The sequence below is a fragment of the Pseudomonas sp. TSRC2-2 genome, from assembly GCF_049897785.1.
Classification (GTDB): domain Bacteria; phylum Pseudomonadota; class Gammaproteobacteria; order Pseudomonadales; family Pseudomonadaceae; genus Aquipseudomonas.
Genome location: NZ_JAFCWZ010000004.1, coordinates 22,615 through 39,896, shown reverse-complemented (window position 1 = coordinate 39,896; position 17,282 = coordinate 22,615). Strand labels below are relative to the sequence as shown.

35 protein-coding genes are annotated in these 17,282 nt (G+C 58.3%); 19 read left to right on the top strand and 16 right to left on the bottom strand.

The features are described 5' to 3' along the window. Nucleotide 1: 1 nt before the first annotated feature. The 7 genes from ACP7D9_RS08950 to ACP7D9_RS08920 all read right to left on the bottom strand — a co-directional run bounded on the left by ACP7D9_RS08950 (nucleotide 2) and on the right by ACP7D9_RS08920 (nucleotide 2,948). On the bottom strand, nucleotides 2-208 hold the full coding sequence (locus tag ACP7D9_RS08950; protein WP_056785291.1) for a DUF4224 domain-containing protein: 207 nt from the start codon (nucleotides 206-208) through the stop codon (nucleotides 2-4). 44 nt (nucleotides 209-252) lie between these two features. Then, nucleotides 253-582, bottom strand: coding sequence for a hypothetical protein (locus ACP7D9_RS08945; RefSeq protein ID WP_426156826.1), 330 nt, complete (start codon nucleotides 580-582; stop codon nucleotides 253-255). A gap of 65 nt (nucleotides 583-647) precedes the next feature. Then, nucleotides 648-890, bottom strand: a complete 243-nt coding sequence (locus tag ACP7D9_RS08940; RefSeq protein WP_024011817.1) for a hypothetical protein — start codon at nucleotides 888-890, stop codon at nucleotides 648-650. A 73-nt stretch (nucleotides 891-963) separates the two neighbouring features. Beyond that, complete coding sequence (locus tag ACP7D9_RS08935; protein WP_426156824.1) at nucleotides 964-1,830, bottom strand: hypothetical protein; 867 nt, start codon at nucleotides 1,828-1,830, stop codon at nucleotides 964-966. Between the two features lie 46 nt (nucleotides 1,831-1,876). Then, nucleotides 1,877-2,053, bottom strand: a complete 177-nt coding sequence (locus ACP7D9_RS08930; RefSeq protein WP_426156822.1) for a hypothetical protein — start codon at nucleotides 2,051-2,053, stop codon at nucleotides 1,877-1,879. Beyond that, entirely contained in the window at nucleotides 2,050-2,634 is a 585-nt protein-coding gene (locus ACP7D9_RS08925; RefSeq protein ID WP_426156820.1) for a hypothetical protein, read from the bottom strand. The genes ACP7D9_RS08930 and ACP7D9_RS08925 overlap by 4 nt, the downstream gene beginning before the upstream one ends. Continuing rightward, complete coding sequence (locus tag ACP7D9_RS08920; protein WP_426156818.1) at nucleotides 2,631-2,948, bottom strand: DUF4406 domain-containing protein; 318 nt, start codon at nucleotides 2,946-2,948, stop codon at nucleotides 2,631-2,633. The genes ACP7D9_RS08925 and ACP7D9_RS08920 overlap by 4 nt, the downstream gene beginning before the upstream one ends. Nucleotides 2,949-2,996: 48 nt before the next feature. On the opposite strand from ACP7D9_RS08920, the gene ACP7D9_RS08915 reads away from it, so the two are divergent. Further along, nucleotides 2,997-4,082, top strand: a complete 1,086-nt coding sequence (locus ACP7D9_RS08915) for a hypothetical protein (RefSeq protein ID WP_426156817.1) — start codon at nucleotides 2,997-2,999, stop codon at nucleotides 4,080-4,082. A 60-nt stretch (nucleotides 4,083-4,142) separates the two neighbouring features. On the opposite strand, the gene ACP7D9_RS08910 is transcribed toward ACP7D9_RS08915, so the two are convergent. From ACP7D9_RS08910 to ACP7D9_RS08875, 8 genes are all read right to left on the bottom strand, one after another. Next, complete coding sequence (locus ACP7D9_RS08910; protein ID WP_426156815.1) at nucleotides 4,143-4,958, bottom strand: YfdQ family protein; 816 nt, start codon at nucleotides 4,956-4,958, stop codon at nucleotides 4,143-4,145. A 28-nt stretch (nucleotides 4,959-4,986) separates the two neighbouring features. Beyond that, entirely contained in the window at nucleotides 4,987-5,334 is a 348-nt protein-coding gene (locus tag ACP7D9_RS08905; RefSeq protein ID WP_426156813.1) for a hypothetical protein, read from the bottom strand. Then, on the bottom strand, nucleotides 5,318-5,731 hold the full coding sequence (locus ACP7D9_RS08900; protein WP_426156811.1) for a hypothetical protein: 414 nt from the start codon (nucleotides 5,729-5,731) through the stop codon (nucleotides 5,318-5,320). The genes ACP7D9_RS08905 and ACP7D9_RS08900 overlap by 17 nt, the downstream gene beginning before the upstream one ends. Beyond that, nucleotides 5,728-6,000, bottom strand: coding sequence for a hypothetical protein (locus tag ACP7D9_RS08895; RefSeq protein WP_151550792.1), 273 nt, complete (start codon nucleotides 5,998-6,000; stop codon nucleotides 5,728-5,730). Before ACP7D9_RS08895 ends, ACP7D9_RS08900 begins: the two co-directional genes overlap by 4 nt. Before the next feature lie 18 nt (nucleotides 6,001-6,018). Further along, a complete protein-coding gene (locus tag ACP7D9_RS08890; RefSeq protein ID WP_426156809.1) occupies nucleotides 6,019-6,210 on the bottom strand; it encodes a hypothetical protein in 192 nt (63 codons plus the stop codon). A gap of 424 nt (nucleotides 6,211-6,634) precedes the next feature. Beyond that, nucleotides 6,635-6,841, bottom strand: a complete 207-nt coding sequence (locus tag ACP7D9_RS08885) for a hypothetical protein (RefSeq protein ID WP_252886520.1) — start codon at nucleotides 6,839-6,841, stop codon at nucleotides 6,635-6,637. Next, a complete protein-coding gene (locus ACP7D9_RS08880; RefSeq protein WP_128613734.1) occupies nucleotides 6,838-7,275 on the bottom strand; it encodes a tellurite resistance TerB family protein in 438 nt (145 codons plus the stop codon). The genes ACP7D9_RS08885 and ACP7D9_RS08880 overlap by 4 nt, the downstream gene beginning before the upstream one ends. Before the next feature lie 65 nt (nucleotides 7,276-7,340). Continuing rightward, nucleotides 7,341-7,502 carry a hypothetical protein gene (locus ACP7D9_RS08875; protein ID WP_426156806.1) on the bottom strand — a complete coding sequence of 54 codons (162 nt, stop codon included), beginning with the start codon at nucleotides 7,500-7,502 and terminating at the stop codon, nucleotides 7,341-7,343. 434 nt (nucleotides 7,503-7,936) lie between these two features. Between ACP7D9_RS08875 and ACP7D9_RS08870 the strand changes: the two genes are divergently transcribed. Further along, nucleotides 7,937-8,254, top strand: a complete 318-nt coding sequence (locus ACP7D9_RS08870) for a DUF1654 domain-containing protein (RefSeq protein ID WP_426156804.1) — start codon at nucleotides 7,937-7,939, stop codon at nucleotides 8,252-8,254. A 44-nt stretch (nucleotides 8,255-8,298) separates the two neighbouring features. Here the strand turns inward: ACP7D9_RS08870 and ACP7D9_RS08865 are convergent, their stop codons facing one another. After that, nucleotides 8,299-9,150 (bottom strand): S24 family peptidase, encoded by an 852-nt coding sequence (locus ACP7D9_RS08865; RefSeq protein WP_426157373.1) that lies wholly within the window; start codon nucleotides 9,148-9,150, stop codon nucleotides 8,299-8,301. A 112-nt stretch (nucleotides 9,151-9,262) separates the two neighbouring features. Here ACP7D9_RS08865 and ACP7D9_RS08860 point away from each other — a divergent pair, with 112 nt between their 5' ends. From ACP7D9_RS08860 to ACP7D9_RS08780, 17 genes are all read left to right on the top strand, one after another. Further along, on the top strand, nucleotides 9,263-9,499 hold the full coding sequence (locus tag ACP7D9_RS08860) for a hypothetical protein (RefSeq protein WP_122597369.1): 237 nt from the start codon (nucleotides 9,263-9,265) through the stop codon (nucleotides 9,497-9,499). Nucleotides 9,500-9,571: 72 nt separating this feature from the next. Continuing rightward, a complete protein-coding gene (locus ACP7D9_RS08855) occupies nucleotides 9,572-9,994 on the top strand; it encodes a phage regulatory CII family protein (protein ID WP_426156802.1) in 423 nt (140 codons plus the stop codon). Between the two features lie 148 nt (nucleotides 9,995-10,142). Further along, nucleotides 10,143-10,805 (top strand): phage antirepressor KilAC domain-containing protein, encoded by a 663-nt coding sequence (locus ACP7D9_RS08850; RefSeq protein ID WP_426157371.1) that lies wholly within the window; start codon nucleotides 10,143-10,145, stop codon nucleotides 10,803-10,805. A gap of 11 nt (nucleotides 10,806-10,816) precedes the next feature. Next, nucleotides 10,817-11,593 carry a DnaT-like ssDNA-binding domain-containing protein gene (locus ACP7D9_RS08845; protein ID WP_426157369.1) on the top strand — a complete coding sequence of 259 codons (777 nt, stop codon included), beginning with the start codon at nucleotides 10,817-10,819 and terminating at the stop codon, nucleotides 11,591-11,593. After that, entirely contained in the window at nucleotides 11,593-12,357 is a 765-nt protein-coding gene (locus ACP7D9_RS08840; RefSeq protein ID WP_426156800.1) for a replication protein P, read from the top strand. The genes ACP7D9_RS08845 and ACP7D9_RS08840 overlap by 1 nt, the downstream gene beginning before the upstream one ends. Next, nucleotides 12,350-12,559, top strand: coding sequence for a hypothetical protein (locus tag ACP7D9_RS08835; protein ID WP_426156798.1), 210 nt, complete (start codon nucleotides 12,350-12,352; stop codon nucleotides 12,557-12,559). Before ACP7D9_RS08840 ends, ACP7D9_RS08835 begins: the two co-directional genes overlap by 8 nt. Then, nucleotides 12,550-12,852 (top strand): nuclease domain-containing protein, encoded by a 303-nt coding sequence (locus ACP7D9_RS08830; protein ID WP_426156796.1) that lies wholly within the window; start codon nucleotides 12,550-12,552, stop codon nucleotides 12,850-12,852. The genes ACP7D9_RS08835 and ACP7D9_RS08830 overlap by 10 nt, the downstream gene beginning before the upstream one ends. Further along, nucleotides 12,849-12,980: a hypothetical protein gene (locus tag ACP7D9_RS08825; protein WP_426156794.1), complete on the top strand. Its 132-nt coding sequence runs from the start codon at nucleotides 12,849-12,851 to the stop codon at nucleotides 12,978-12,980. Before ACP7D9_RS08830 ends, ACP7D9_RS08825 begins: the two co-directional genes overlap by 4 nt. Further along, complete coding sequence (locus ACP7D9_RS08820; protein ID WP_426156792.1) at nucleotides 12,977-13,408, top strand: VRR-NUC domain-containing protein; 432 nt, start codon at nucleotides 12,977-12,979, stop codon at nucleotides 13,406-13,408. Before ACP7D9_RS08825 ends, ACP7D9_RS08820 begins: the two co-directional genes overlap by 4 nt. Further along, nucleotides 13,405-14,685 (top strand): tyrosine-type recombinase/integrase, encoded by a 1,281-nt coding sequence (locus ACP7D9_RS08815; RefSeq protein ID WP_426156790.1) that lies wholly within the window; start codon nucleotides 13,405-13,407, stop codon nucleotides 14,683-14,685. The genes ACP7D9_RS08820 and ACP7D9_RS08815 overlap by 4 nt, the downstream gene beginning before the upstream one ends. A 16-nt stretch (nucleotides 14,686-14,701) precedes the next feature. Further along, nucleotides 14,702-15,022 (top strand): hypothetical protein, encoded by a 321-nt coding sequence (locus ACP7D9_RS08810; RefSeq protein WP_426156788.1) that lies wholly within the window; start codon nucleotides 14,702-14,704, stop codon nucleotides 15,020-15,022. A 3-nt stretch (nucleotides 15,023-15,025) separates the two neighbouring features. Further along, nucleotides 15,026-15,589 (top strand): hypothetical protein, encoded by a 564-nt coding sequence (locus tag ACP7D9_RS08805; protein WP_426156786.1) that lies wholly within the window; start codon nucleotides 15,026-15,028, stop codon nucleotides 15,587-15,589. Between the two features lie 151 nt (nucleotides 15,590-15,740). Then, the gene (locus tag ACP7D9_RS08800) at nucleotides 15,741-16,115 is read left to right on the top strand and encodes a putative holin (protein WP_071171686.1); all 375 of its coding nucleotides are present in this window, start codon (nucleotides 15,741-15,743) and stop codon (nucleotides 16,113-16,115) included. Continuing rightward, nucleotides 16,116-16,397: a phage holin family protein gene (locus ACP7D9_RS08795; RefSeq protein WP_071171687.1), complete on the top strand. Its 282-nt coding sequence runs from the start codon at nucleotides 16,116-16,118 to the stop codon at nucleotides 16,395-16,397. It abuts the gene before it with no gap. A 64-nt stretch (nucleotides 16,398-16,461) separates the two neighbouring features. Further along, on the top strand, nucleotides 16,462-16,767 hold the full coding sequence (locus ACP7D9_RS08790) for a hypothetical protein (protein ID WP_426156784.1): 306 nt from the start codon (nucleotides 16,462-16,464) through the stop codon (nucleotides 16,765-16,767). Then, entirely contained in the window at nucleotides 16,764-16,946 is a 183-nt protein-coding gene (locus tag ACP7D9_RS08785; RefSeq protein ID WP_426156782.1) for a hypothetical protein, read from the top strand. The genes ACP7D9_RS08790 and ACP7D9_RS08785 overlap by 4 nt, the downstream gene beginning before the upstream one ends. Next, nucleotides 16,946-17,281: an HNH endonuclease gene (locus tag ACP7D9_RS08780; protein WP_426156780.1), complete on the top strand. Its 336-nt coding sequence runs from the start codon at nucleotides 16,946-16,948 to the stop codon at nucleotides 17,279-17,281. The genes ACP7D9_RS08785 and ACP7D9_RS08780 overlap by 1 nt, the downstream gene beginning before the upstream one ends. The last annotated feature ends 1 nt before the right edge of the window (nucleotide 17,282 follow it).

The following is a 17,282-nucleotide window of genomic DNA, read 5'->3' as shown; positions in this document are numbered from 1 at the left end:
GTCAGCTGGCCTTACGTGATTTCCATACGGGCTTTTCAGATTCAAATGCGCCGACGGCGGTGACCGCCATCGCGGTGACACTCGGCCAGCCGTTCACTTTAATCGTATGGCGAACGCCATTCTTTTTCAGGTTGAGGATCTGACCTGCCTTGGTTCGCGCGCCGGTGAGCTCGCAAACCTCCTCGTGGGATAGAAACTGGATGGTCATGTGATGCTCCATGCCGCGCGTGGCGGCAGAAGGTGGTGATGGGGTTAATCAGCTTGGTACCAGACTCCGCAGTCGACGCCTTCGGCTTTCAGGGATTTGTACATGGCCTGCACGCCGGCGTAGCGCCTGTTGCCCTGGCCATCGAACGGCGCGCCGAGGTGAAAGGCTCGAGCGTGGTACGTGCTGGCTGACTGCATCCAGCCGTGAAGGCCGGCATCGTGGAGCGTTTTTTCTCGAAGAAGGCCGACGCGGAGATACACCCGGTCGAGGTTCGCGGTACCGGCATCGTTCGGCGCAGCTGCTGCTGCGGCTTTACCTGCTTCGAGGGCGCGAGCGACTGCTGCCACAACTACCGGCAACTGTTCTTTTTTCATGAGTGCACCTCGCCCGCCGTACACCGGCAGGCTGTTGAGTTGGGGGAGGGGGTAAGCGGAGAGTGTTAGTGCGTTGTTTCCGAGCCGGGCTTGATGCTCTCGACGTGCTGCGCAATGGCGGCGAGCACCGCCATGGTGGATTCGCGGCCAGTCTCGGCCAGCATCCCGCCGCATGCCGCCGCGATGAATCCCGCAAAGGCTTGGGCTTTTTCTGGATGGTTGCCAAAGCCATCCATGGCGGTCGCCTCGTTGAATGTGGGAGCGAGAAGCAGCCAAAGCTCCTTCCCGTATTTCGTTGCGTCGCTCATCCGATCACCGCCTTTATGGTCAGTACCAATGGAAGCCAGAAGAAGAGGGTGCAGCCGAGTAAGCACTTGGTGATCATGGCGTCACCCGTTTGAACTCGACGACCCAGACCCATGGGTTGGCGTCCCAGTCGCCGCCGGTGGAATTCCACAAATTGCCGAAAGCGTGACGGGCCGTGTCGAGGCATTGCTCATTGCTGTTCGTCTTGTCCCACATCCACCCTGGCCGCTGCTGGTGTTTGCTGGCAGGGTATTCGCACTCGGTAGCGTCACGGACGCCCCGACCGCCGTGGAAGCAGACCTTGCCGTAGTCAGTGAAGAAACAGCCCTCGGCCTTGGCCTGCTCTTCGCTGATGTCCTGCAACCGCTCGACGCGGACGTCGGTGATCTCCAGCAGGATGCGGCAGGCCCAGCGCGGCATGTGAATGCTTGGTGTCCAGCCCGTCCAACCGGAATCTGCCGCTCCGCGAAATCCATGGTTTGGGTCTGGCTCGAGGCATCTGTAGGGATGCTCATGTGTGTAATGGACCGGCGGGTAGTCACCGTCCGCTCGGTAGATCGTTTGATAAGTGACGCCTGGAGGACCAGGAATTCCGGCCCGGCCTGGCTGTGAGTAGCGATCAATTACTTGGACCGGATGCACATCTTGCCAAGCCTCGCGCACCCACAACCGCTCGCCACGTCGGCCGTATGGGCAGGGTGCGAACTCTTCTAGCTCTTTGGCGCACTCCGCCTCGGTCGCTCCGAACACGCCGAAACCGTAGCGGGGGTCGCGCTGGGCAATGGCCATCCAGCGATGGCGCTCGCCGGCAGCAACGGTGGTGTCTTCAGTTGGAACCTGCCAACCCTTGACCGGCCGCCGCGTGACCGTCTTCCGTCCATCCAGAATGGCGCGCACCATCGGCGCCGAGAACAGGATCGGCCGTTCCTTTATTTGAGACATGGGTCGTCCTTGCCGCTATAGCGGCTGACTTTGAAGGGGGAGGGAGTTACTTCTGTTCGGAGTCGAGGCGGGCCAGCAGCTTCAGCTTGGCAACTTCATGATTGGCTTCGATAATTTGAGGGATGTACTTCGACTGGGCGCGCAAAAAGCCGTACATGTAGCCCGCCAAACCGCTGATGAATCCTGTGCAAATCACGGCCAGCGGCGCGTATTCAGGGCTCATGTTTTCAGCCCGAGGAAGCCAGCTTCCTTGAGTGCGTCAATAGTTCGCTGGTTATCGACTTCTGGTTTTGGGTTGAGCGCGGCAGCGATGCGCTCGCGGTAGGCATCGGTGAACCGATACGGGTTATCGACCAAGTGCTGCAGCATCCCTGACAGCTCTTCGTTCCGCTTCTCTGCCACCCGTCCATTGTCGAATTCAGCACGGCGTGACTGCTCAAGGCTGTGCAGTCGTTCGTCCCTCTCGTTCAGCAGCAGTTGCAAGGCGTCACGCTCGGCGGTGAGTCGCGCAACCTTGCCCTCATCAGGATGGGTATAGAGCAAGAATTCGCCGCCAATCGCCCGGCATTCATCCAACCATCCAGCGCGGACGAAGGACACAGCGTACTCGCCTTGCCCGCCCCAGAGCTTTTCAGCTTCCAACTTCATCACCGGCTGCGCATCCGTTTGCGGCAGTGCAGGGGCGGCGGCCATGGCCTCGAACCACATCTGCAAGACCCCATTCCCTTTCTTCCGCTCGGTCGTCATCGCGTCAAGAATCGATTGCGTAGGCTCAACCGGCACCAGTTTCCACTGACTGTTCATCCTGCAATCTCCATCGATACCAGATCATGGGCATTCACAACCTTCATGCCGAGGCGTTCAGCGATCAGCACTTCGAGTCGGGCGCCGCTTGAAGAGTGCCAGCCGGGAAGCCTGGCCACCGTGTCGCAGTCCATCAGCGCCTTGATGTCGCGACGCATGCACTCGCTCCAAGTCCCTCCGTCCGGGTTGAGCTCGGCAGGGTTGGTCACCGTGTAGCCGGCGGCGCGGAGCTGGGCGGTCATGGCGTGGAAAGCTGGGAAGTTGAGTCCGGGCAGGCCGGTCATAGGTCCAGACAAATATATTTTCGACTGCATGATCAATTCCTGTCTTAATAGCTTTGGTGATTTTGGAGCCGTTAATTTATGCCTACCGTTCCTATAGATGCTGAGTCCAGCTGGATAGCTTTGGCAGTAACCGGAATAGCAACTTTCCCTGTCGTGCCGCTGGGGCAAGGACCAGATGTTTATCTTGCGAAGCAGAGCGATTTAGAGCCAAGTCTGTCGGCTGGATTTAATGATGCTCTAGTAAAATCATTTTCGTCTTTTGGTATTGAGCTTTCACAAAAGATAACTTTGGGTGATCCGAAACTGATATTCATCCCAATGAAAGATTTGAGCGATCATGGGATTCGGATAGGTCTGATGGTGGCTGACATGTCGCTGTCGATATTTAACAGGAAGGTCTTTTCTGCCAAAGCTCGTTTGCTTTCCTGGAATCGCCAAGCCGGCCGTGCGGTAGGAGTCATATTAAAAGGTGGGGTATGGAGCCCGATCGAGGAAGAGCCGTCATCGTTCGGCCCTTTTTTGATCATGCCTCCGGACTATGATTTTTGGGACTGGTTCCTCGGAGAAACCATTCGAGGAAGGCTTGATCCTCTAGGAGTTGCACTAAGTAAATGCATGGATTGGCAGCGTGAATCCGAGTTTTCACCACATGTTGCGCACAAATTCGCCTTCAACTGGATCGGATTAGAATCACTACTTTCAAGTGATGAAAGAAATGGGACCGGCGTTTCGAAGCGATACTCAATGTTGGTCGGAGCGCCCGGAAAATATTACGCAGGGCTTATATATAAAGATAAGGAAAAACGCGAGTTCATGAGTAAGAATGCCAATCCTTGGGCGTCGCTCTGGAAGCAATCAATCAAAGATATGTATAGCTATAGGTGTGAAATAATCCATGAAGGTGGAACGGACTTAAGTTCTTCGACGATAGATGCTCACAAGTTGGATTGGTTTGTTGCTCTGACAGAGTTTCTCTGTAAGCGCGTTATTGCACTGATTGCGGAAGCGATGATTAGAGGAATAAAAACTGAGTCCCAGTTTTGGGATCACTTCGTGCTCGATTTCATTGCCTCAGAAGATAATGGGTGGGTGAAAACAGGAGTATTTCATGGTCGGCACGTGATTGACCATGACTGGCGCTCAGGACCTATTGCCAGGTTCTGATAAAAGCGAACTTAATGTACTTCATAGCGATAAGTGAGGCCGGTTTCCCGGCCTATCCTTTTACTTTGGATCGAAAGATCCGAGGCAAAGCGATGCGTTGGTGCCGATTTTTTCCTGAAGCACTGTCTTGAATTCCTGCGCGATGTCTTCCCGCTGCACCTCTTCACCGACCCAGCGCAGCTTCAACGCTGGCACTGCGCCGCTGGTGATGACCGAGATCCGTAGGTTGATTTGTTGCTCGGTCAGGCCCTCGAACGGGATAGTGCTGAAGAGCAGTGCAGCCGGCAGTGTTTCTTTACTGCGGGCTTCGATCTGATCCATAGCGCTACGGCTGGCGCTGGTGTCGCCGACGGTGTTTTCGGATTCGCTGGTCGCTTTCACGGTGATGGTGCGCACCGCAGCGATGGCTCGGGCGACAGGAATCGCTTTACCTTCGTCATCCACTGGCGTCAGGTACTGGTGCCAGTCCTCGATCCAGTCGCTCAAATCCTTCTGCGTCATTGGTCGGCCGCCAATTGACTGAGCAGCTTTGTATCCGGCCGATGCCTTGAGTTTCAGCACCGCGCGATCGTCTGCGTGCCCTGGCTCCGCATCGGTCCCCAGGTTGAACAGCAGCGTGCAGGTCATTTCGTCCTGGTCGATGAAGCCTTTGGCGGTTGCGATCGCGCGGTCGGCGACGTAGGCGCTGAAGTCGGCCAGCGAGTGAGTGGAGTAGATGCCGCGGAAACGACTGCGGCCGGTCTGCCATTTCTCCAAGCTGACGATCTGGCAGCCATCTGGAAGAACGACGGTGGGGGTCAGGGTTTCGAGGCTTTTGCCGCTTGCTTCGAGAGCAGTATCGGTGATGAGCTGGATCGCATCTTTGGTCAGGGACATTCTTCAGTTCCTTGTGAGTGGGGTGGAATCAGGTGCGGGGTTTGATGGGGGCTTCTTCACGGGTGAAGAGCTGGTCGTGCTTTTCAGCGAACAGAGTGATCTTGCCGCCAGAGCCGACGTGCATTGGCGTATCCAGGCTGGTGTTCTCGCTGCGCGTACCACGCTTGGTCGGAACCTTGTAGTCGAGCTTGTGCTTGATCTTCACCTGGCTGGATTCACCGATCTGGCTGAAGTCCAAGGTGATGACCAGCTTGCCGGCCTTGCCGTGGTCAACCACACCGGCCGCTACTTCGGAAAGGGCATGGCCGATCTGGCTGGCGAAGGCGCCGCCGTTCAGCTCTTCGAGGAACTCGGCGGTATCAGTTGGGGTGGACATGGTTTTTTCTCCGGGTTGGCCAACAGGCCGCTGGGGGGAAGGTAGAACTGCGATTGTCGAAGGCGCTGCTGCACCTGCTTGCTGATGCGCTTCGTGACTTGAATTTGAAGCCGTTCTCACTGGCGATCAGGCGGGCGCGCTTGTGGTCGATGCCCAGTGTCTCGGCGGCCTTGTTCAGCGATGTGCCGGACAAGGCGAGCTTCTTCAGGCTGGGCGCGAGCTTCTTGCGCTCGGTGCGCAGGCGGTCGTGGTAAGCGCTGGAACCCAGCTTGGGGTCACCGGTGACGCCGGCCGGGATTTCCTCAACCGCTTTGCCGGAGCCGAAGAACTGATCCATCTGGCGGTTCAGGTCTTCGATGATGCTGTCCCGAGGGTTGGGCAGTGGCACGCCGATCACTGGACACCTCCCGCTGGCCGGTTGGCCTTCTCTTCGAATTGCATTGCGATGTCATACGCCGCCTTGAAGGTTTCACGGAAGGCGCGAGTCTTGCCGCTGCTCAGGTCGATGACCCGATACATACCGCCGCTCTCGCCGGACACTTGGAAGCGAACCTTCTTTGGTGGCATGACCTGGTCAACGCGCTTGAAGAACTCCAGTCGCGCGGCGTGGGTTTTCTGGAGCAGCACACCGAGCTCGTCGATGCGTTCTTGAAATGATGGATGCATGGCAGATGCCTCGGTGGGTTAGGCGGTAGCTGGAACGGCTTCGCGAAAGCGCGACGGGCTCCAGTCGCAGGATTCGTCCGCCGGGATGTGGCCGAACATCGCGCTGCAACGCTTGACGTGCACGCAGTCCCCGCAGGTCTTGCCTTCCGGCAGGTTCATCTGGTCGGCGTTATCTGCCGACCGTGGAAAGGGCGCTCGTTGCTCACTCATGGCTGACTCCGTGGGATTGGGTTGCGTGTATTCGTCAGCACTCTGTGCCGAATGCTGGTTGCCGTTGGGCGCAGGGGGAGAGTGCTGACGGATAAAGGCGGGCGAAGAAAAGGCCCAACTGGACGGGAGGGCCTTTTGTGTAGCAACAGATGCAGTGATTCTCGGGTTCCGGTGTTTTTGGCGGGACCGATCAGCGCCAGAACGCTGCGACCCCGGCGATACATCGCCACCGCTCACGGTGTGCACGTTGCGGATCGGTTTGCAGCGCGATAGAGCAGGGCGGTTCTGGCCGCACATGCGCAAGCGCTGCGCCGATCAGTATGATCAGGAGCATGTTGATCTCCGGTTGATTGCAGGTGTCCAGCGTCTGCTGGGTTGGCGTCCGCATCCCGCTGCCCACTCAGTGAATGGGCAGAAGTGATGCCTACTGGATGGCTCTCAGCTCGCTACGCAGCACCCAGTTGCCGGACGCTTTCACCATGCAGCCTACGAATGGTGCGTACTTGGTTTCGCGATCGGTTTGGTAGCCGTAGTAGGAGCAGACGCCGCGCTTGAAGATGCTGCTGATGAGAAGCCCTGCGACCAAGAGCACCCCGAGGATGATCAAGGCCTGGCGCAGCCGCTTGCTCACGCTTCGATACCGAAGTCTTTCAGGCGCAGGCCGAGCTCATTGCCGATCTCGGCGAGCACCTTCATCTCTTCGGGGCTGATGTTCCCGTCGCCTTCGGCCACCGTGAGCATGTTCACGAAGACTTCTTCGGCGTCCGCCGGGTTGTTTTTGATGTCGCGAATCTCGCGCAGGATGTTCATGCGACCGAGACGGAAACCCGCCTGCAACTGTTCGGTGAACAGGTTAACGGTGCTGGTGATCTCGGAGCCGAAGTGTTCGAGGGCCTTGTTGGCGCGGATCTGGATGTCGATCTGAGCCGCTTCGTTCTTGCTGATCTCGCCATCCGATGCCGCAACCAGCAGGCAGCCGCCGACGATGGCTTGCATCAGGTCACGATTTTCCAGTTTCTTGACTGCGCGCTTGGCGCCGAACAGCTTTTTACCGATACCGAACATGGGTGATTCCTCTGGGGTTGGGTTACATCCCGCTGCACCCTGTCGCCAAGGTGCAGCAGCGATGATCACTCGGCCTTCAGAGCTGCAACGGCAACGCGGTAACCAGCTGCCACGCCGTCGTTGTAATCAGCTTCCTTCCAACTGCCCTCACGCCGTTGAATTACGGCGTTGTCCTCGCACTGTTGAGCGTGCTGCTCGAGCTTCGCGATTGCGTCTTCGTACTTCATGGTCGGTCACCTGTTGGTTGTTTTCCCAATGCACCCGTCACCAGGTGCATCAGTGAAAAATTCCGTGTCCCTTCGGCGCTGCTGGCGCGGTACGGGCTCATTCAAATTTTTCTTCCGACCGCGACACCGTCCGCCGGATAACTGATTCGGGGCTTTACGCTGCGCACCCTGGGACAGTTGCCATCCCTCTGAATCGTTGAGGCCGATTCATCGCTGCCTTGTTGAGGCCGGTGGTTATCCGGCGGTGAAATTAATTTAGCTTCTAGCTAAAGATGCGTCAATAGCTCACAGCTAAATAATTTAGCTTGGGGTGAAACTTTGCCTTGGGAAGGTAGGAGGGGGCGTTTCGACGGAGGGGGCTTTTGCATTGTGCTAACTGTCGCTATGCTGCGACATGAATACTGTACGAATATACAGCACTGGAGCAACGACACATGGCGCGCCCACAAAAGCAGAAACAAGAACGCACCCCTATGTCCGGAATAGAGCGCCTGAGTTTGCGGGTCTCGAACATGATCAATCACCCGATCGCGAAATTGAACCGGACGGTGACAATCCATCGGCTGGATACGGACGGGGACAGGGAATGGGATGAGGTGATGAATGTGCTCTCGGAGGTCGACGGCATCGATATCATTTTCAACGACGACGCCGAATCGGTCACGTTACGGTGGGAGGCAGCCTCAGATAACGATGCGCAGGTAGAAATGAATGACGAGCTGGAGGCATTAGAGGAGATAGCGCCTTTTTAAAGGCGAAAAAAAAGCCCGCTGGGTAGCGGGCTTCTTGTGCTGATTCACGCCTTTCGCGCGTTCCAGATCAGCAGCACCTTTGCATGAATGTTGACGTCGTCGATCCTTGCGGTCTGGTTTTCGTAGTGCTGATTGTCAGAGATCAATCTGTAATGCTCTTCGTCTAACCGCATGACTCGCTTGATATAGAGCTCTTGGTGCCAGGTCATCAAATATATGCCCTCACCAACAAACTCGTTGACGCCCCGATCGACGATGACAAGGTCTTTGTCGTTGATGGTTCCTTCCATCGACTGTCCCCATCCCGTAATCATCGCCAGAGCGTTTGCGGCGGTATACGTCACTCCTTTTTCTCGAAGGATCTCCTCCCTAACAACGAGATTGCGAACGGCCTCGTTGTATTCCGGGGGAACCTGACCATGTCCCATAGCAGCACGGACATCGTATTGAGGGATCAAAATTTCTTCGCTTGTAGGGCGAAGCCGGGACAGGTTGCTCGAAATGACGTGCTCAGGTCCATCGTCCGGCTCTTCTGCAGCTGCGACGATACGGTCCCTGGCCTCAACCGATAGCCCCTTCACCTTGGCGAGCATCCGCTTCACCTGGTCCGCGGCGGAAGCTGCCTTTGCAGCCACGTCCGCGGTTTCCTCTGCGGGTTCCGCGCCCTTGGCAATCACGCCAACATCGCCAGGTATCGAGTCAAACCAGCCCCGCGGAAGTTTCTCGATCGACTCGATGCGCCGAGCAACGTCATCCCCAAGGTTCTTGGCGGTTTTATCCGACAGGATCTGACTTAAATGCGCAGGGGCCATCCCCCAGCGCTCTGCGCAGGCGCCTTTTCTTTGGTCGCCAATCAGCGTGATCAATTGGTGTTTGCGAATCGCATAAATATCCATGCGGCCAAGGATGACAGCGTTTAGCTCAATGCTAAATGTGCTCACAGCTAAATATTCCTTGCTCCAATGTTAGCCCTAAGCTAAATTTCTCCTACGTTTCAGGAGATTCCTTATGAATGACCATCTGCGCGACTGGCTCGCAAACGCTGCTTCCAGCCGCCGTGAAGAAGTTGCCGCTGCCGCTAAAACCACCGTCGGCCATCTCTGGCAGCTCGCGGGTGGTCACCGCAAAGCTTCTGCCGAACTTGCTGAGCGCTTGCAGGATGCCTCTGGAGGCGAAATCACCATCGCCGGCCTTCGTCCCGATCTCGTCGAGCTTGCCCACAAGGTTTTGCTCGGCGCTGCTTGATCTATCGCCCTGAGAAACATTTTGCAACGACTAATGGCATGCAGCCACATAAACAAGATTGAGGTTTTACGGATGCAAGATTTTCTGAAGGCCTGCGACGACGTGGTTGATGAAGCCAATACCAAAGAGCTGGCCACGCTTATGAATATGCCGCCGGTGAGCCTGCTCCAGCGGGCGAATGCCAACTACGACGGCGCGTGGTTTAACGCGAAGCATCTGTACGCATTGCTTCTACATACGCAAGACATGCGACCTCTGGCAGCTCTGGCTGGCGAGTTCGGGTACTCGATCGTGAAGCATGACCAGCCTGTTGCGCTGGGAATTCATGAAGCGCTTGGCCGCGCAACGCTGGAATTCGCTGAGGTTACCGTCGAGACGCACACGGCAATGGCTGATGGGCGGGTCGATCAGGTAGAGCGTGCCCGGATCTTGAAAGAGATAGGCCAGGCGGAAGAAGCACTGGCTCAGCTGAAGGCATCGGTAAAAGTCGCCTGAACCGCAGGCATAAAAAAACCGCCTGGCAGGGCGGTTCTTTCAACAACTTGTAAAACACAGTGGGGCCATTATGAACACGAACACCACCCCCGGCAATACCCCCAGTGTCGCGACACATTTCAGTAACTCGCAAAACGTGTCGCGACACATGTCATCGCGTGAGATCGCCGAGCTTATCGGTAGCTCTCACGACAACGTGCTGAAAACCATCCGATCACTGGTTGCAAGGGGTGTCGTTTCTTCAAACGACACCCCCTATATCCATCCGCAGAATGGTCAGGTCTATCGCGAGTTCCTGCTGTCTCAGCGTGACACTCTGGTCGTTGTATCCGGCTACAGCGTCGAGCTGCGCGCTCGCATTATCGACCGCTGGCAAGAGCTGGAAGCACAGGCCGGTCAGTTTCAGATCCCGGCCACCTATGCCGAGGCGCTGCAAGCCGCAGCCGATCAGGCGAAGGACAACCAGACACTGCGACTGGTAATTCTCGATCAGGCGCCGAAGGTTGCGGCAATCAATCGCCTTGCCGCTGCCGGCGGCGCGATCTGCATCACCGACGCTGCAAAGCATCTGCAGATCCAGCCTTCGAAGCTGTTCGCGTGGATGGAGCAGAACCGGTGGATCTTTCGCCGCCAAGGCTCCGGCCGCTGGACTGCTTACCAGCCACGAATCACATCAGGGTGCATGGTCCACAAGGTGACCGCGCTCAAGCCTGACCCAGAAACCGGCGTGGAACGCGCTGCTTTCGATCCTCTCGTTACCCCGAAGGGCCTTGCCCGTCTGGCCGAATTCAATATCGGAGCTTCGCTGTGAGCGTTCAAGCAATGTCATGGGCGCTCGGTTTGCCCACTCAAGTTCTCAAAGACTCCAGCGCTCGGCACGTGCTGCTGTGCCTAGCCAACTACGCCGGGTCGAACGGCACTGGCGCTTTCCCATCTGCTACCACCCTGGCCGACGACACCGGTCTGTCTGAGCGCACTGTGCGTTACAAACTGGACGATCTGGAGAAGTCCGGGCTGATCAAGAAGGGCAATCAGGCCATCGCCGCCGTACACATCGACCGTCATGACCGCCGCCCAGTCGTTTACGACCTTCAACTATCGCGGGGTGCAAATCCTGCACCCCGTTCTGAGCGGGGTGCAAATGACGCAACGGGGTGCAACTCACAACAGAACGGGGTGCAGCCTGAGACAGAACGGGGTGCAGTGGCTGCACCCAATACGTCACTTAACCATCAGGTAACCGAAGAGCAGCTGCAGCAGCGCGAGATCGATTCCGCTGTCTTCGAGCAAGACCGGGCCGCCGTCGAATCGCAAGACGACCGCCAACGCTTCGCCATGTTCGCCACCTGGGCTCCGAACGAGAAGGCGCTGTCGGATCAGATCGCAATCGCCGGACTTCCTGCCGATGCGGTTCCTGACACGGCGATCCGGGCGTTCATGGGGTTCTTCGTTGCCAAGCCTGCGACCGTTGATACCTCGGCAGGCTGGTGCTACCGGCTGGTGCAGTGGGTCAAGCGCGAACGCGTCAAGGCATCGGGGCAGGGCAAGACGCCTGACTTCGATGACACAAGCTGGGCGAACGATCTGGGAGACCTGTGATGGAGAACAAGAAACCACGCAGCACCGAACAACTGCTCAGCACGATGGGCAATCTTCCGCCGGTAACTCTCGTTCAGCCGAAGCAGTTGCCGCCGGGCACCGCCGATGTGGTGAACTCGCTGTTCAAGGAATTGCAGGCGATTTTCCCGGCTTGGAAACAGGCTTGGCCGGACGATGAAGCGCTGAAGGCTGCAAAGCGCAGCTGGATCAAGGCATTCCTTGTGGCCGGGATCAATCAGCTGGAACAGATCCGCTACGGCCTGCAGAACTGCCGGCAGATCGGCGGCGACTTCGCCCCAAGCGTCGGCAAGTTCATCAAGTGGTGCCAGCCCACCCCCGAGATGCTCGGCATTCCATCGCATGACAAGGCGTTTCGCGAAGCGCTGGAGAATTCTCACCCGAGTCGTTTCGGCGCGCGCACCTGGTCCCACGCTGCGGTGCGCCATGCTGCTCTCCAGTGCGAGATGCATAACCTCGGTGATCTGATCCCGGAGAAGGCGAGTAAGGTTTTCGACCGAGCTTACGACATCACCATCCGTCGTCTCGTCCAATGTCTGCCGCTCGAGGATATCGCCGTTGGCATTGGGCACGACGGCAGCAAGCCACCGATCGAGCGGGCAAACGAACTCACCGAACGAGTAGCGCAGGCGCAGGTCGCGCGGATGGGCATTCCGGCCAACGGCCAGGCTGCACGTGAGCAACTGCTGCGACGTCTCGGCCTAACGCCATCGGCTCGGGTCGTCGGGGGTGCCGCCCATGGCTGATTCCCGCCTTGCCCCGGTTGATCCTTCGGATTACCGCTACGCCGTCCACAGCTGCGGCTACAAATGGGACCTGACTTGCTCGCCTGACCGCGCCGTCGCGCTGTTCGCTGATTCGGCTGCCGCCATCAGGTTCGGTCAGTCGATGTGGCCATCCACTTGCGAAGTGATCGACATCACCACTGGGGAGCGGGTATGCGCGTGACCTCGAAGAAACTCCGGGCTTCGGCGAACGGCCAGGACTGCACGCTGCGCATGCCCGGCATCTGCAACCACAATCCGGAAACCACCGTGCTCGCGCATCTGCCTTGCGGGCAGAAGGGCATGGGCATGAAGGGCTTCGACACTGTGGCGGTTTACGCATGCAGCGCCTGCCATGACGTTATGGATGGCCGTGCGGCGGGCGAGATCGATTGGTCGGACGTCCCGCGCGCGATCGCCGAAACCCACGAAGCCCTGATCAGGGCAGGAATTCTCACCGTGAAGGGGGCCGCATGATCGCCTTTCTGGAAAACAATCTGCTCCACTTCTATTTCGGTTCGCTGCTGATCCTCTTCGTCGCTTGCCTGTGGGGCATTTGGCGGCTGACCCGACGTGCACGCATGGCGCGTGGTGAGCGCGTATGAAGGCATTTACCCCAAAGCTGTTCAAAGCGAAAGTCGTACGCGCGAAGCCAGTCGACCGGGAAGGGGTGGAACAGGCCGGGCTGATGCGTGAGCTTGAGCTCTGCTTACCGGCCGTGTTCGATCTGATCTATCACGTCCCGAACGGCGGGCACCGAGTGAAGGCGGTGGCAGCCAAGCTCAAAGCCCAGGGCGTTAAGGCCGGTATTCCGGATCTGGTGCTGAACATGGCGCGCGGTGGCTACTTCGGTCTCTATATCGAATTCAAGGCCACGCCGCCAAACGACGCCCCGGTGTCGCCGAGCCAGCAGGAGCGGCTACGCAAGCTGAACGAGCAGGGCTATCTCGCCATCGTGTGCCGTGGGCACTTCGACGCGATGGAGCAGATCCGCGCCTACCTTCGACTCGCTCCTACTGTGGTGGCTGCATGAGCCAGAGCCTGCTGACTACGTTTTCCGACGCCGAGATCCGTCGCCAATCGTCGAACATCGATATCCGTGACGTGCGTGACGCGCGCTTCCCGGGCGTTTACTTCCGCTTCCACAACAACCGCGACCGCGGCACCTGGTATCTGGTGGTTGGTAAGAAGTGGGAGAAGATCGCCGGCTTCCCCGAGCTGCCTGTGAAAGGGCTCATCAATGCACTGCCTAAGATCCGCGAGCGTCTGGCGGTTGACCCGAAGGCTTCGGCCGCAGCCGGTACTCTGCAGACGGTTGGACAGCTGCTCGACTGGTTCACGGCGCGGCAGGCCGTCGACCGCAGCCTTTCGGGCAAACGCCGGTCCACCAACACCTCGATCATTGCGTGCCACCTCAAGCCCAGGCTCGGGCAGCTGCTCGTGGAAGAAGTCGACCGCTTCACGCTGGACAAGGAACTGATGTGGCCCATGCAGGCCGAGTTCTCGTTGTCCTATGTTCGGTTGATGTGGGGCGTGATCGTGGTGGCGTTCCGGCAGGCCGAGAAGTTGCGGATGATCAGCGCGAACCCGATCGCCGGCTTCAAGTTCACCGACTTCACCAAGGCGAAGATCCAGCCGAAGCCATCCCGCCTGCGCGCCGTTCAGCTCGAGGAAGTCATTGATCAACTGGCCGCGGGCTTCGCCCGTGAGCCGCAGGATTGCATGCTGGCCTTGATGATGCTCTGCCATGGCACGCGGGTCGGCGAGACCCGCATGGCTCGATGGTCGCACCTGACCCTGGGCGAGCAGGGCGAGTGGTTCATCCCTGCCGAGAACACCAAGACCCGCTGCGAGCATCGGCTGCCCCTGACCCATCAAGTCTGCGCGCTGCTGGAGCGGTACCGGGACTGGCAGGCCGGCAAGGGCTACAAGGGTGCTTTCGTGTTCCCGGCACGTGGCGGTGGTTGCCTCAGTGACAGCCAGGCCTGTGCCGTATTCGCCCGGTTGGGTCAGGGTGAGTGGACAAGCCACGACCTGCGCAAGGTTGCCCGCACCGGTTGGACTGATCTGGGTGTCGACTTCCTGATCGGCGAGATGCTGGTGAACCACACGATGACTCGCAACGTCCAGACCTACATCCACACATCTGCCGAACTGCTCAAGCGCGAAGCCCTGAGCAAGTGGCACGAATGGTTAGACGGGAAAGGCTTTAGCCTGATTCATCGCTCGACTATGACCAGAAACGGAAATTCGCAGAATGCCGCCGAGGCCTTGAATGGCGCGGCTTCTAGCCAAATCACGAAACCATAAAAGGCGAGGTTTAAAAATGGATAAAAAGCAGCATGGCCCCGCTTTTGTGCGTCGCCAGATCCCGATGACAGAGTGCCCCTCGTGCCATGGCGCCGGCCTGATCCAAGGCGTTTTCCATCAACTCGAATGCATCGGCTGCCACTCGTCAGGTCTCGTTCATGCCGAGACGCTGGAGCCGCTTTTGATCGAGGACCTGGTGGTGCAACTCGGCTTGAAAGTGCGAAACCTGTCATCGCAACTAAAGGCGCTCAACTGCTCGCCACTCAGTTCTGAGGCCAAGCACTACCAGCAAACCAATACACGCGGCGCAGGCCGCTCGACTTTCCGGGGGGATTGAGCGATGGGCATCTATAAAGACGTGATGGGCACTCTGGTGCGCGTGCTCGCCGCTGACAACATCGACAACAGCACCAAGCAGTCTTGGCAAAAGCTGATCGATGCCGATCTGCGCCAAGGCGGCAATGGCAGCTCCCTATCACCCCGCGACAAGTTCGATTACGACTGCTGCCTCTATGCGCTGCTGCACCGTCAGCTTGATCCCGCGCAGTGGGACGTCCTAGTTGCGAAGTATTCGACGCACAAGGCGAATAAGTTCGCCGCGATTGGCCGTCTGGTCGCGCGCATGACCTCGCCAGCGCCCCAGCTGTTCATTTACAAGGCTCTCACAGCGTGGGCAATTCCGAAGCTCAAGGGCGTGCAGGTGGGGAAGCGGTCGACTGACATGATCGTGCTGCCGGCTGAGTTCTACGACATGAACACCTGGGATCTGGCCGGCTCGCCAGAGCGCACTCGGCGCAACTGGCGTGGTGGAATTCACAAGCGACTTGAGCAGCTGGAAGAGGCTGCGGTGATCCATGCCACCGAGATTTTCGACCGGGAACAAATCTTTGTAGACGCCGCTTGACCATGATGGCCACTTGGCCGTAAATTAACCCCATCATGTCGATCTTGCGCGTTATGAGAGACGACACACGAAGCCCCGCCACCGAGCGGGGCTTTTTCGTTTTCGGGCATTGCCCAGGCCGCGCAGGCCTCTTTTATTGATGGAGCGGCACATGGCTGAGCCGAGCACTGGCGCACTCGCTGTAACTGGTGTGGTCGCCAGCCTTGGCTTGGGTGCAGCTTTCCCCCAGATCGACCTGTCGGCACTTGTTGGAGCATTCGGCGGAGCGTTTCTCTTCGTCGTCGCAGCGGACGCCATGCCAACTTGGCGCCGCATTGGTTATCTCTTCGCCGGCTGGATCGGCGGTTATTTCGGCGCTGCCGAACTCTTGGGGCTCACCTGGACCAAAACAGCGGGATTCAGCGGATTCGTCTGTGGCGCGATATGTGTTGCAGTCGCAACCGGCATCCTCGAATGGATGCACACAGGCATCATGCCGCGCTGGCTGCAATGGTTCTTCCGCCTCCGGGCACGGAAGGAGAGTTAAATGGCTGCTGTCATTCAGGCCGCACTTTGTGCGGTCATCTTTACCATGATCGGGTTGCGCTACAGCCCCTATCCCAACTCACGCTACAAGCTCTCGATCTCGCTGATCGCTTGGGCTGCGTGTGCTGTAACCGGCATGCAGTGCGTGAGTCTGGTGGGCCGCATGGTGATCGAGGGCGAGTTCGCTGACGCGTCGTGGTTCAACACTGCTTTCTATGGGTTGGCTGCTGTTCTGGTCTGGCGTGCCCGCGGCAACGTCGCTCGCATAGTGCAGGTGGACTGAATGGCTACTTGTAGTGGATGCGCCGCCCGGCGCGAATGGATCAACAAGATGTCGAGGCTTGCATATGAACGAGCAGCAAAACTCTTTGAGCGTGGTGACGATCGTGCCCCCGCCGAATCAGAAGCCCGGCAGCGCCCAGTTAGCTCAGGGCACCAAGGTAATGCTGAGCGACGGCAGTGAGCTGACAGGCGTTACTGCGGTCACGCTTACTGCAAGCGCCGGCGGTGTATGGCAGGCGACTATCACGCTGCTCCCGCGGATCATTCAGCCGGTGAGCGCCGATGCTGAGTTCGTCGAGGCAGATCTCGTTGATCTGGATGTAACACCTCTGGGTTCAAAGACCCGCGTGTTCACCAAGGTTTCGGTATGAGCGAGCAAGTAAGCTGCTTATTGGTCGAGATCCTCGGCGAGCAGAAGAAACAGACGGCGCTCCTCGAGCAGATCGCCAAGCAACAAATCCTGATGATCGAAGTGCTGGCGGACGAGCAGGGTGAACAAGACCCGGACGCCGCACCATCGACCTACATGGACGGGAGCAAGGTGACCTGATGGCCAAGATACCCAGCCTCAAGTCCAGGCTTACACCTGTAGGGGTTCGCCAGATGTCCACGGTAAACCCGGACAGTTGGCGAACCGGCAAAGAAACATCAGCCCAGCGTGGCTACGGATACAAGTGGCAGAAAGCCAGACTCAATCACCTCGATCTTAATCCCCTCTGTGCGTATTGCGAGAGTGAAGGGCGGGTAACGGCTGCGACGGTGGTCGACCACAGCACTCCTCATCGCGGCGACATGACGATCTTCTGGGATCGGAGCCACTGGGTTTCGCTATGTGCCCACTGCCACAGCTCGACCAAACAGAAAGAGGAAGCCCAGGGGTTCTAAC

Excerpts from the sequence above, each read along its gene's own strand:
- ACP7D9_RS08940 (WP_024011817.1), bottom strand. The coding sequence starts at position 890 with ATGAGCGACGCAACGAAATACGGGAAGGAGCTTTGGCTGCTTCTCGCT.
- ACP7D9_RS08840 (WP_426156800.1), top strand. The coding sequence starts at position 11,593 with ATGGAGAACAAGAAACCACGCAGCACCGAACAACTGCTCAGCACGATG.
- ACP7D9_RS08925 (WP_426156820.1), bottom strand. The coding sequence starts at position 2,634 with ATGAACAGTCAGTGGAAACTGGTGCCGGTTGAGCCTACGCAATCGATT.
- ACP7D9_RS08835 (WP_426156798.1), top strand. The coding sequence starts at position 12,350 with ATGGCTGATTCCCGCCTTGCCCCGGTTGATCCTTCGGATTACCGCTAC.
- ACP7D9_RS08945 (WP_426156826.1), bottom strand. The coding sequence starts at position 582 with ATGAAAAAAGAACAGTTGCCGGTAGTTGTGGCAGCAGTCGCTCGCGCC.
- ACP7D9_RS08895 (WP_151550792.1), bottom strand. The coding sequence starts at position 6,000 with ATGCATCCATCATTTCAAGAACGCATCGACGAGCTCGGTGTGCTGCTC.
- ACP7D9_RS08920 (WP_426156818.1), bottom strand. The coding sequence starts at position 2,948 with ATGCAGTCGAAAATATATTTGTCTGGACCTATGACCGGCCTGCCCGGA.
- ACP7D9_RS08815 (WP_426156790.1), top strand. The coding sequence starts at position 13,405 with ATGAGCCAGAGCCTGCTGACTACGTTTTCCGACGCCGAGATCCGTCGC.
- ACP7D9_RS08865 (WP_426157373.1), bottom strand. The coding sequence starts at position 9,150 with ATGGATATTTATGCGATTCGCAAACACCAATTGATCACGCTGATTGGC.
- ACP7D9_RS08795 (WP_071171687.1), top strand. The coding sequence starts at position 16,116 with ATGGCTGCTGTCATTCAGGCCGCACTTTGTGCGGTCATCTTTACCATG.
- ACP7D9_RS08785 (WP_426156782.1), top strand. The coding sequence starts at position 16,764 with ATGAGCGAGCAAGTAAGCTGCTTATTGGTCGAGATCCTCGGCGAGCAG.
- ACP7D9_RS08870 (WP_426156804.1), top strand. The coding sequence starts at position 7,937 with ATGGCGCGCCCACAAAAGCAGAAACAAGAACGCACCCCTATGTCCGGA.
- ACP7D9_RS08855 (WP_426156802.1), top strand. The coding sequence starts at position 9,572 with ATGCAAGATTTTCTGAAGGCCTGCGACGACGTGGTTGATGAAGCCAAT.
- ACP7D9_RS08820 (WP_426156792.1), top strand. The coding sequence starts at position 12,977 with ATGAAGGCATTTACCCCAAAGCTGTTCAAAGCGAAAGTCGTACGCGCG.
- ACP7D9_RS08845 (WP_426157369.1), top strand. The coding sequence starts at position 10,817 with ATGTCATGGGCGCTCGGTTTGCCCACTCAAGTTCTCAAAGACTCCAGC.
- ACP7D9_RS08890 (WP_426156809.1), bottom strand. The coding sequence starts at position 6,210 with ATGAGTGAGCAACGAGCGCCCTTTCCACGGTCGGCAGATAACGCCGAC.
- ACP7D9_RS08930 (WP_426156822.1), bottom strand. The coding sequence starts at position 2,053 with ATGAGCCCTGAATACGCGCCGCTGGCCGTGATTTGCACAGGATTCATC.
- ACP7D9_RS08825 (WP_426156794.1), top strand. The coding sequence starts at position 12,849 with ATGATCGCCTTTCTGGAAAACAATCTGCTCCACTTCTATTTCGGTTCG.
- ACP7D9_RS08850 (WP_426157371.1), top strand. The coding sequence starts at position 10,143 with ATGTCATCGCGTGAGATCGCCGAGCTTATCGGTAGCTCTCACGACAAC.
- ACP7D9_RS08790 (WP_426156784.1), top strand. The coding sequence starts at position 16,462 with ATGAACGAGCAGCAAAACTCTTTGAGCGTGGTGACGATCGTGCCCCCG.
- ACP7D9_RS08880 (WP_128613734.1), bottom strand. The coding sequence starts at position 7,275 with ATGTTCGGTATCGGTAAAAAGCTGTTCGGCGCCAAGCGCGCAGTCAAG.
- ACP7D9_RS08905 (WP_426156813.1), bottom strand. The coding sequence starts at position 5,334 with ATGTCCACCCCAACTGATACCGCCGAGTTCCTCGAAGAGCTGAACGGC.
- ACP7D9_RS08805 (WP_426156786.1), top strand. The coding sequence starts at position 15,026 with ATGGGCATCTATAAAGACGTGATGGGCACTCTGGTGCGCGTGCTCGCC.
- ACP7D9_RS08875 (WP_426156806.1), bottom strand. The coding sequence starts at position 7,502 with ATGAAGTACGAAGACGCAATCGCGAAGCTCGAGCAGCACGCTCAACAG.
- ACP7D9_RS08810 (WP_426156788.1), top strand. The coding sequence starts at position 14,702 with ATGGATAAAAAGCAGCATGGCCCCGCTTTTGTGCGTCGCCAGATCCCG.
- ACP7D9_RS08910 (WP_426156815.1), bottom strand. The coding sequence starts at position 4,958 with ATGTCCCTGACCAAAGATGCGATCCAGCTCATCACCGATACTGCTCTC.
- ACP7D9_RS08830 (WP_426156796.1), top strand. The coding sequence starts at position 12,550 with ATGCGCGTGACCTCGAAGAAACTCCGGGCTTCGGCGAACGGCCAGGAC.
- ACP7D9_RS08935 (WP_426156824.1), bottom strand. The coding sequence starts at position 1,830 with ATGTCTCAAATAAAGGAACGGCCGATCCTGTTCTCGGCGCCGATGGTG.
- ACP7D9_RS08950 (WP_056785291.1), bottom strand. The coding sequence starts at position 208 with ATGACCATCCAGTTTCTATCCCACGAGGAGGTTTGCGAGCTCACCGGC.
- ACP7D9_RS08780 (WP_426156780.1), top strand. The coding sequence starts at position 16,946 with ATGGCCAAGATACCCAGCCTCAAGTCCAGGCTTACACCTGTAGGGGTT.
- ACP7D9_RS08915 (WP_426156817.1), top strand. The coding sequence starts at position 2,997 with ATGCCTACCGTTCCTATAGATGCTGAGTCCAGCTGGATAGCTTTGGCA.
- ACP7D9_RS08860 (WP_122597369.1), top strand. The coding sequence starts at position 9,263 with ATGAATGACCATCTGCGCGACTGGCTCGCAAACGCTGCTTCCAGCCGC.
- ACP7D9_RS08800 (WP_071171686.1), top strand. The coding sequence starts at position 15,741 with ATGGCTGAGCCGAGCACTGGCGCACTCGCTGTAACTGGTGTGGTCGCC.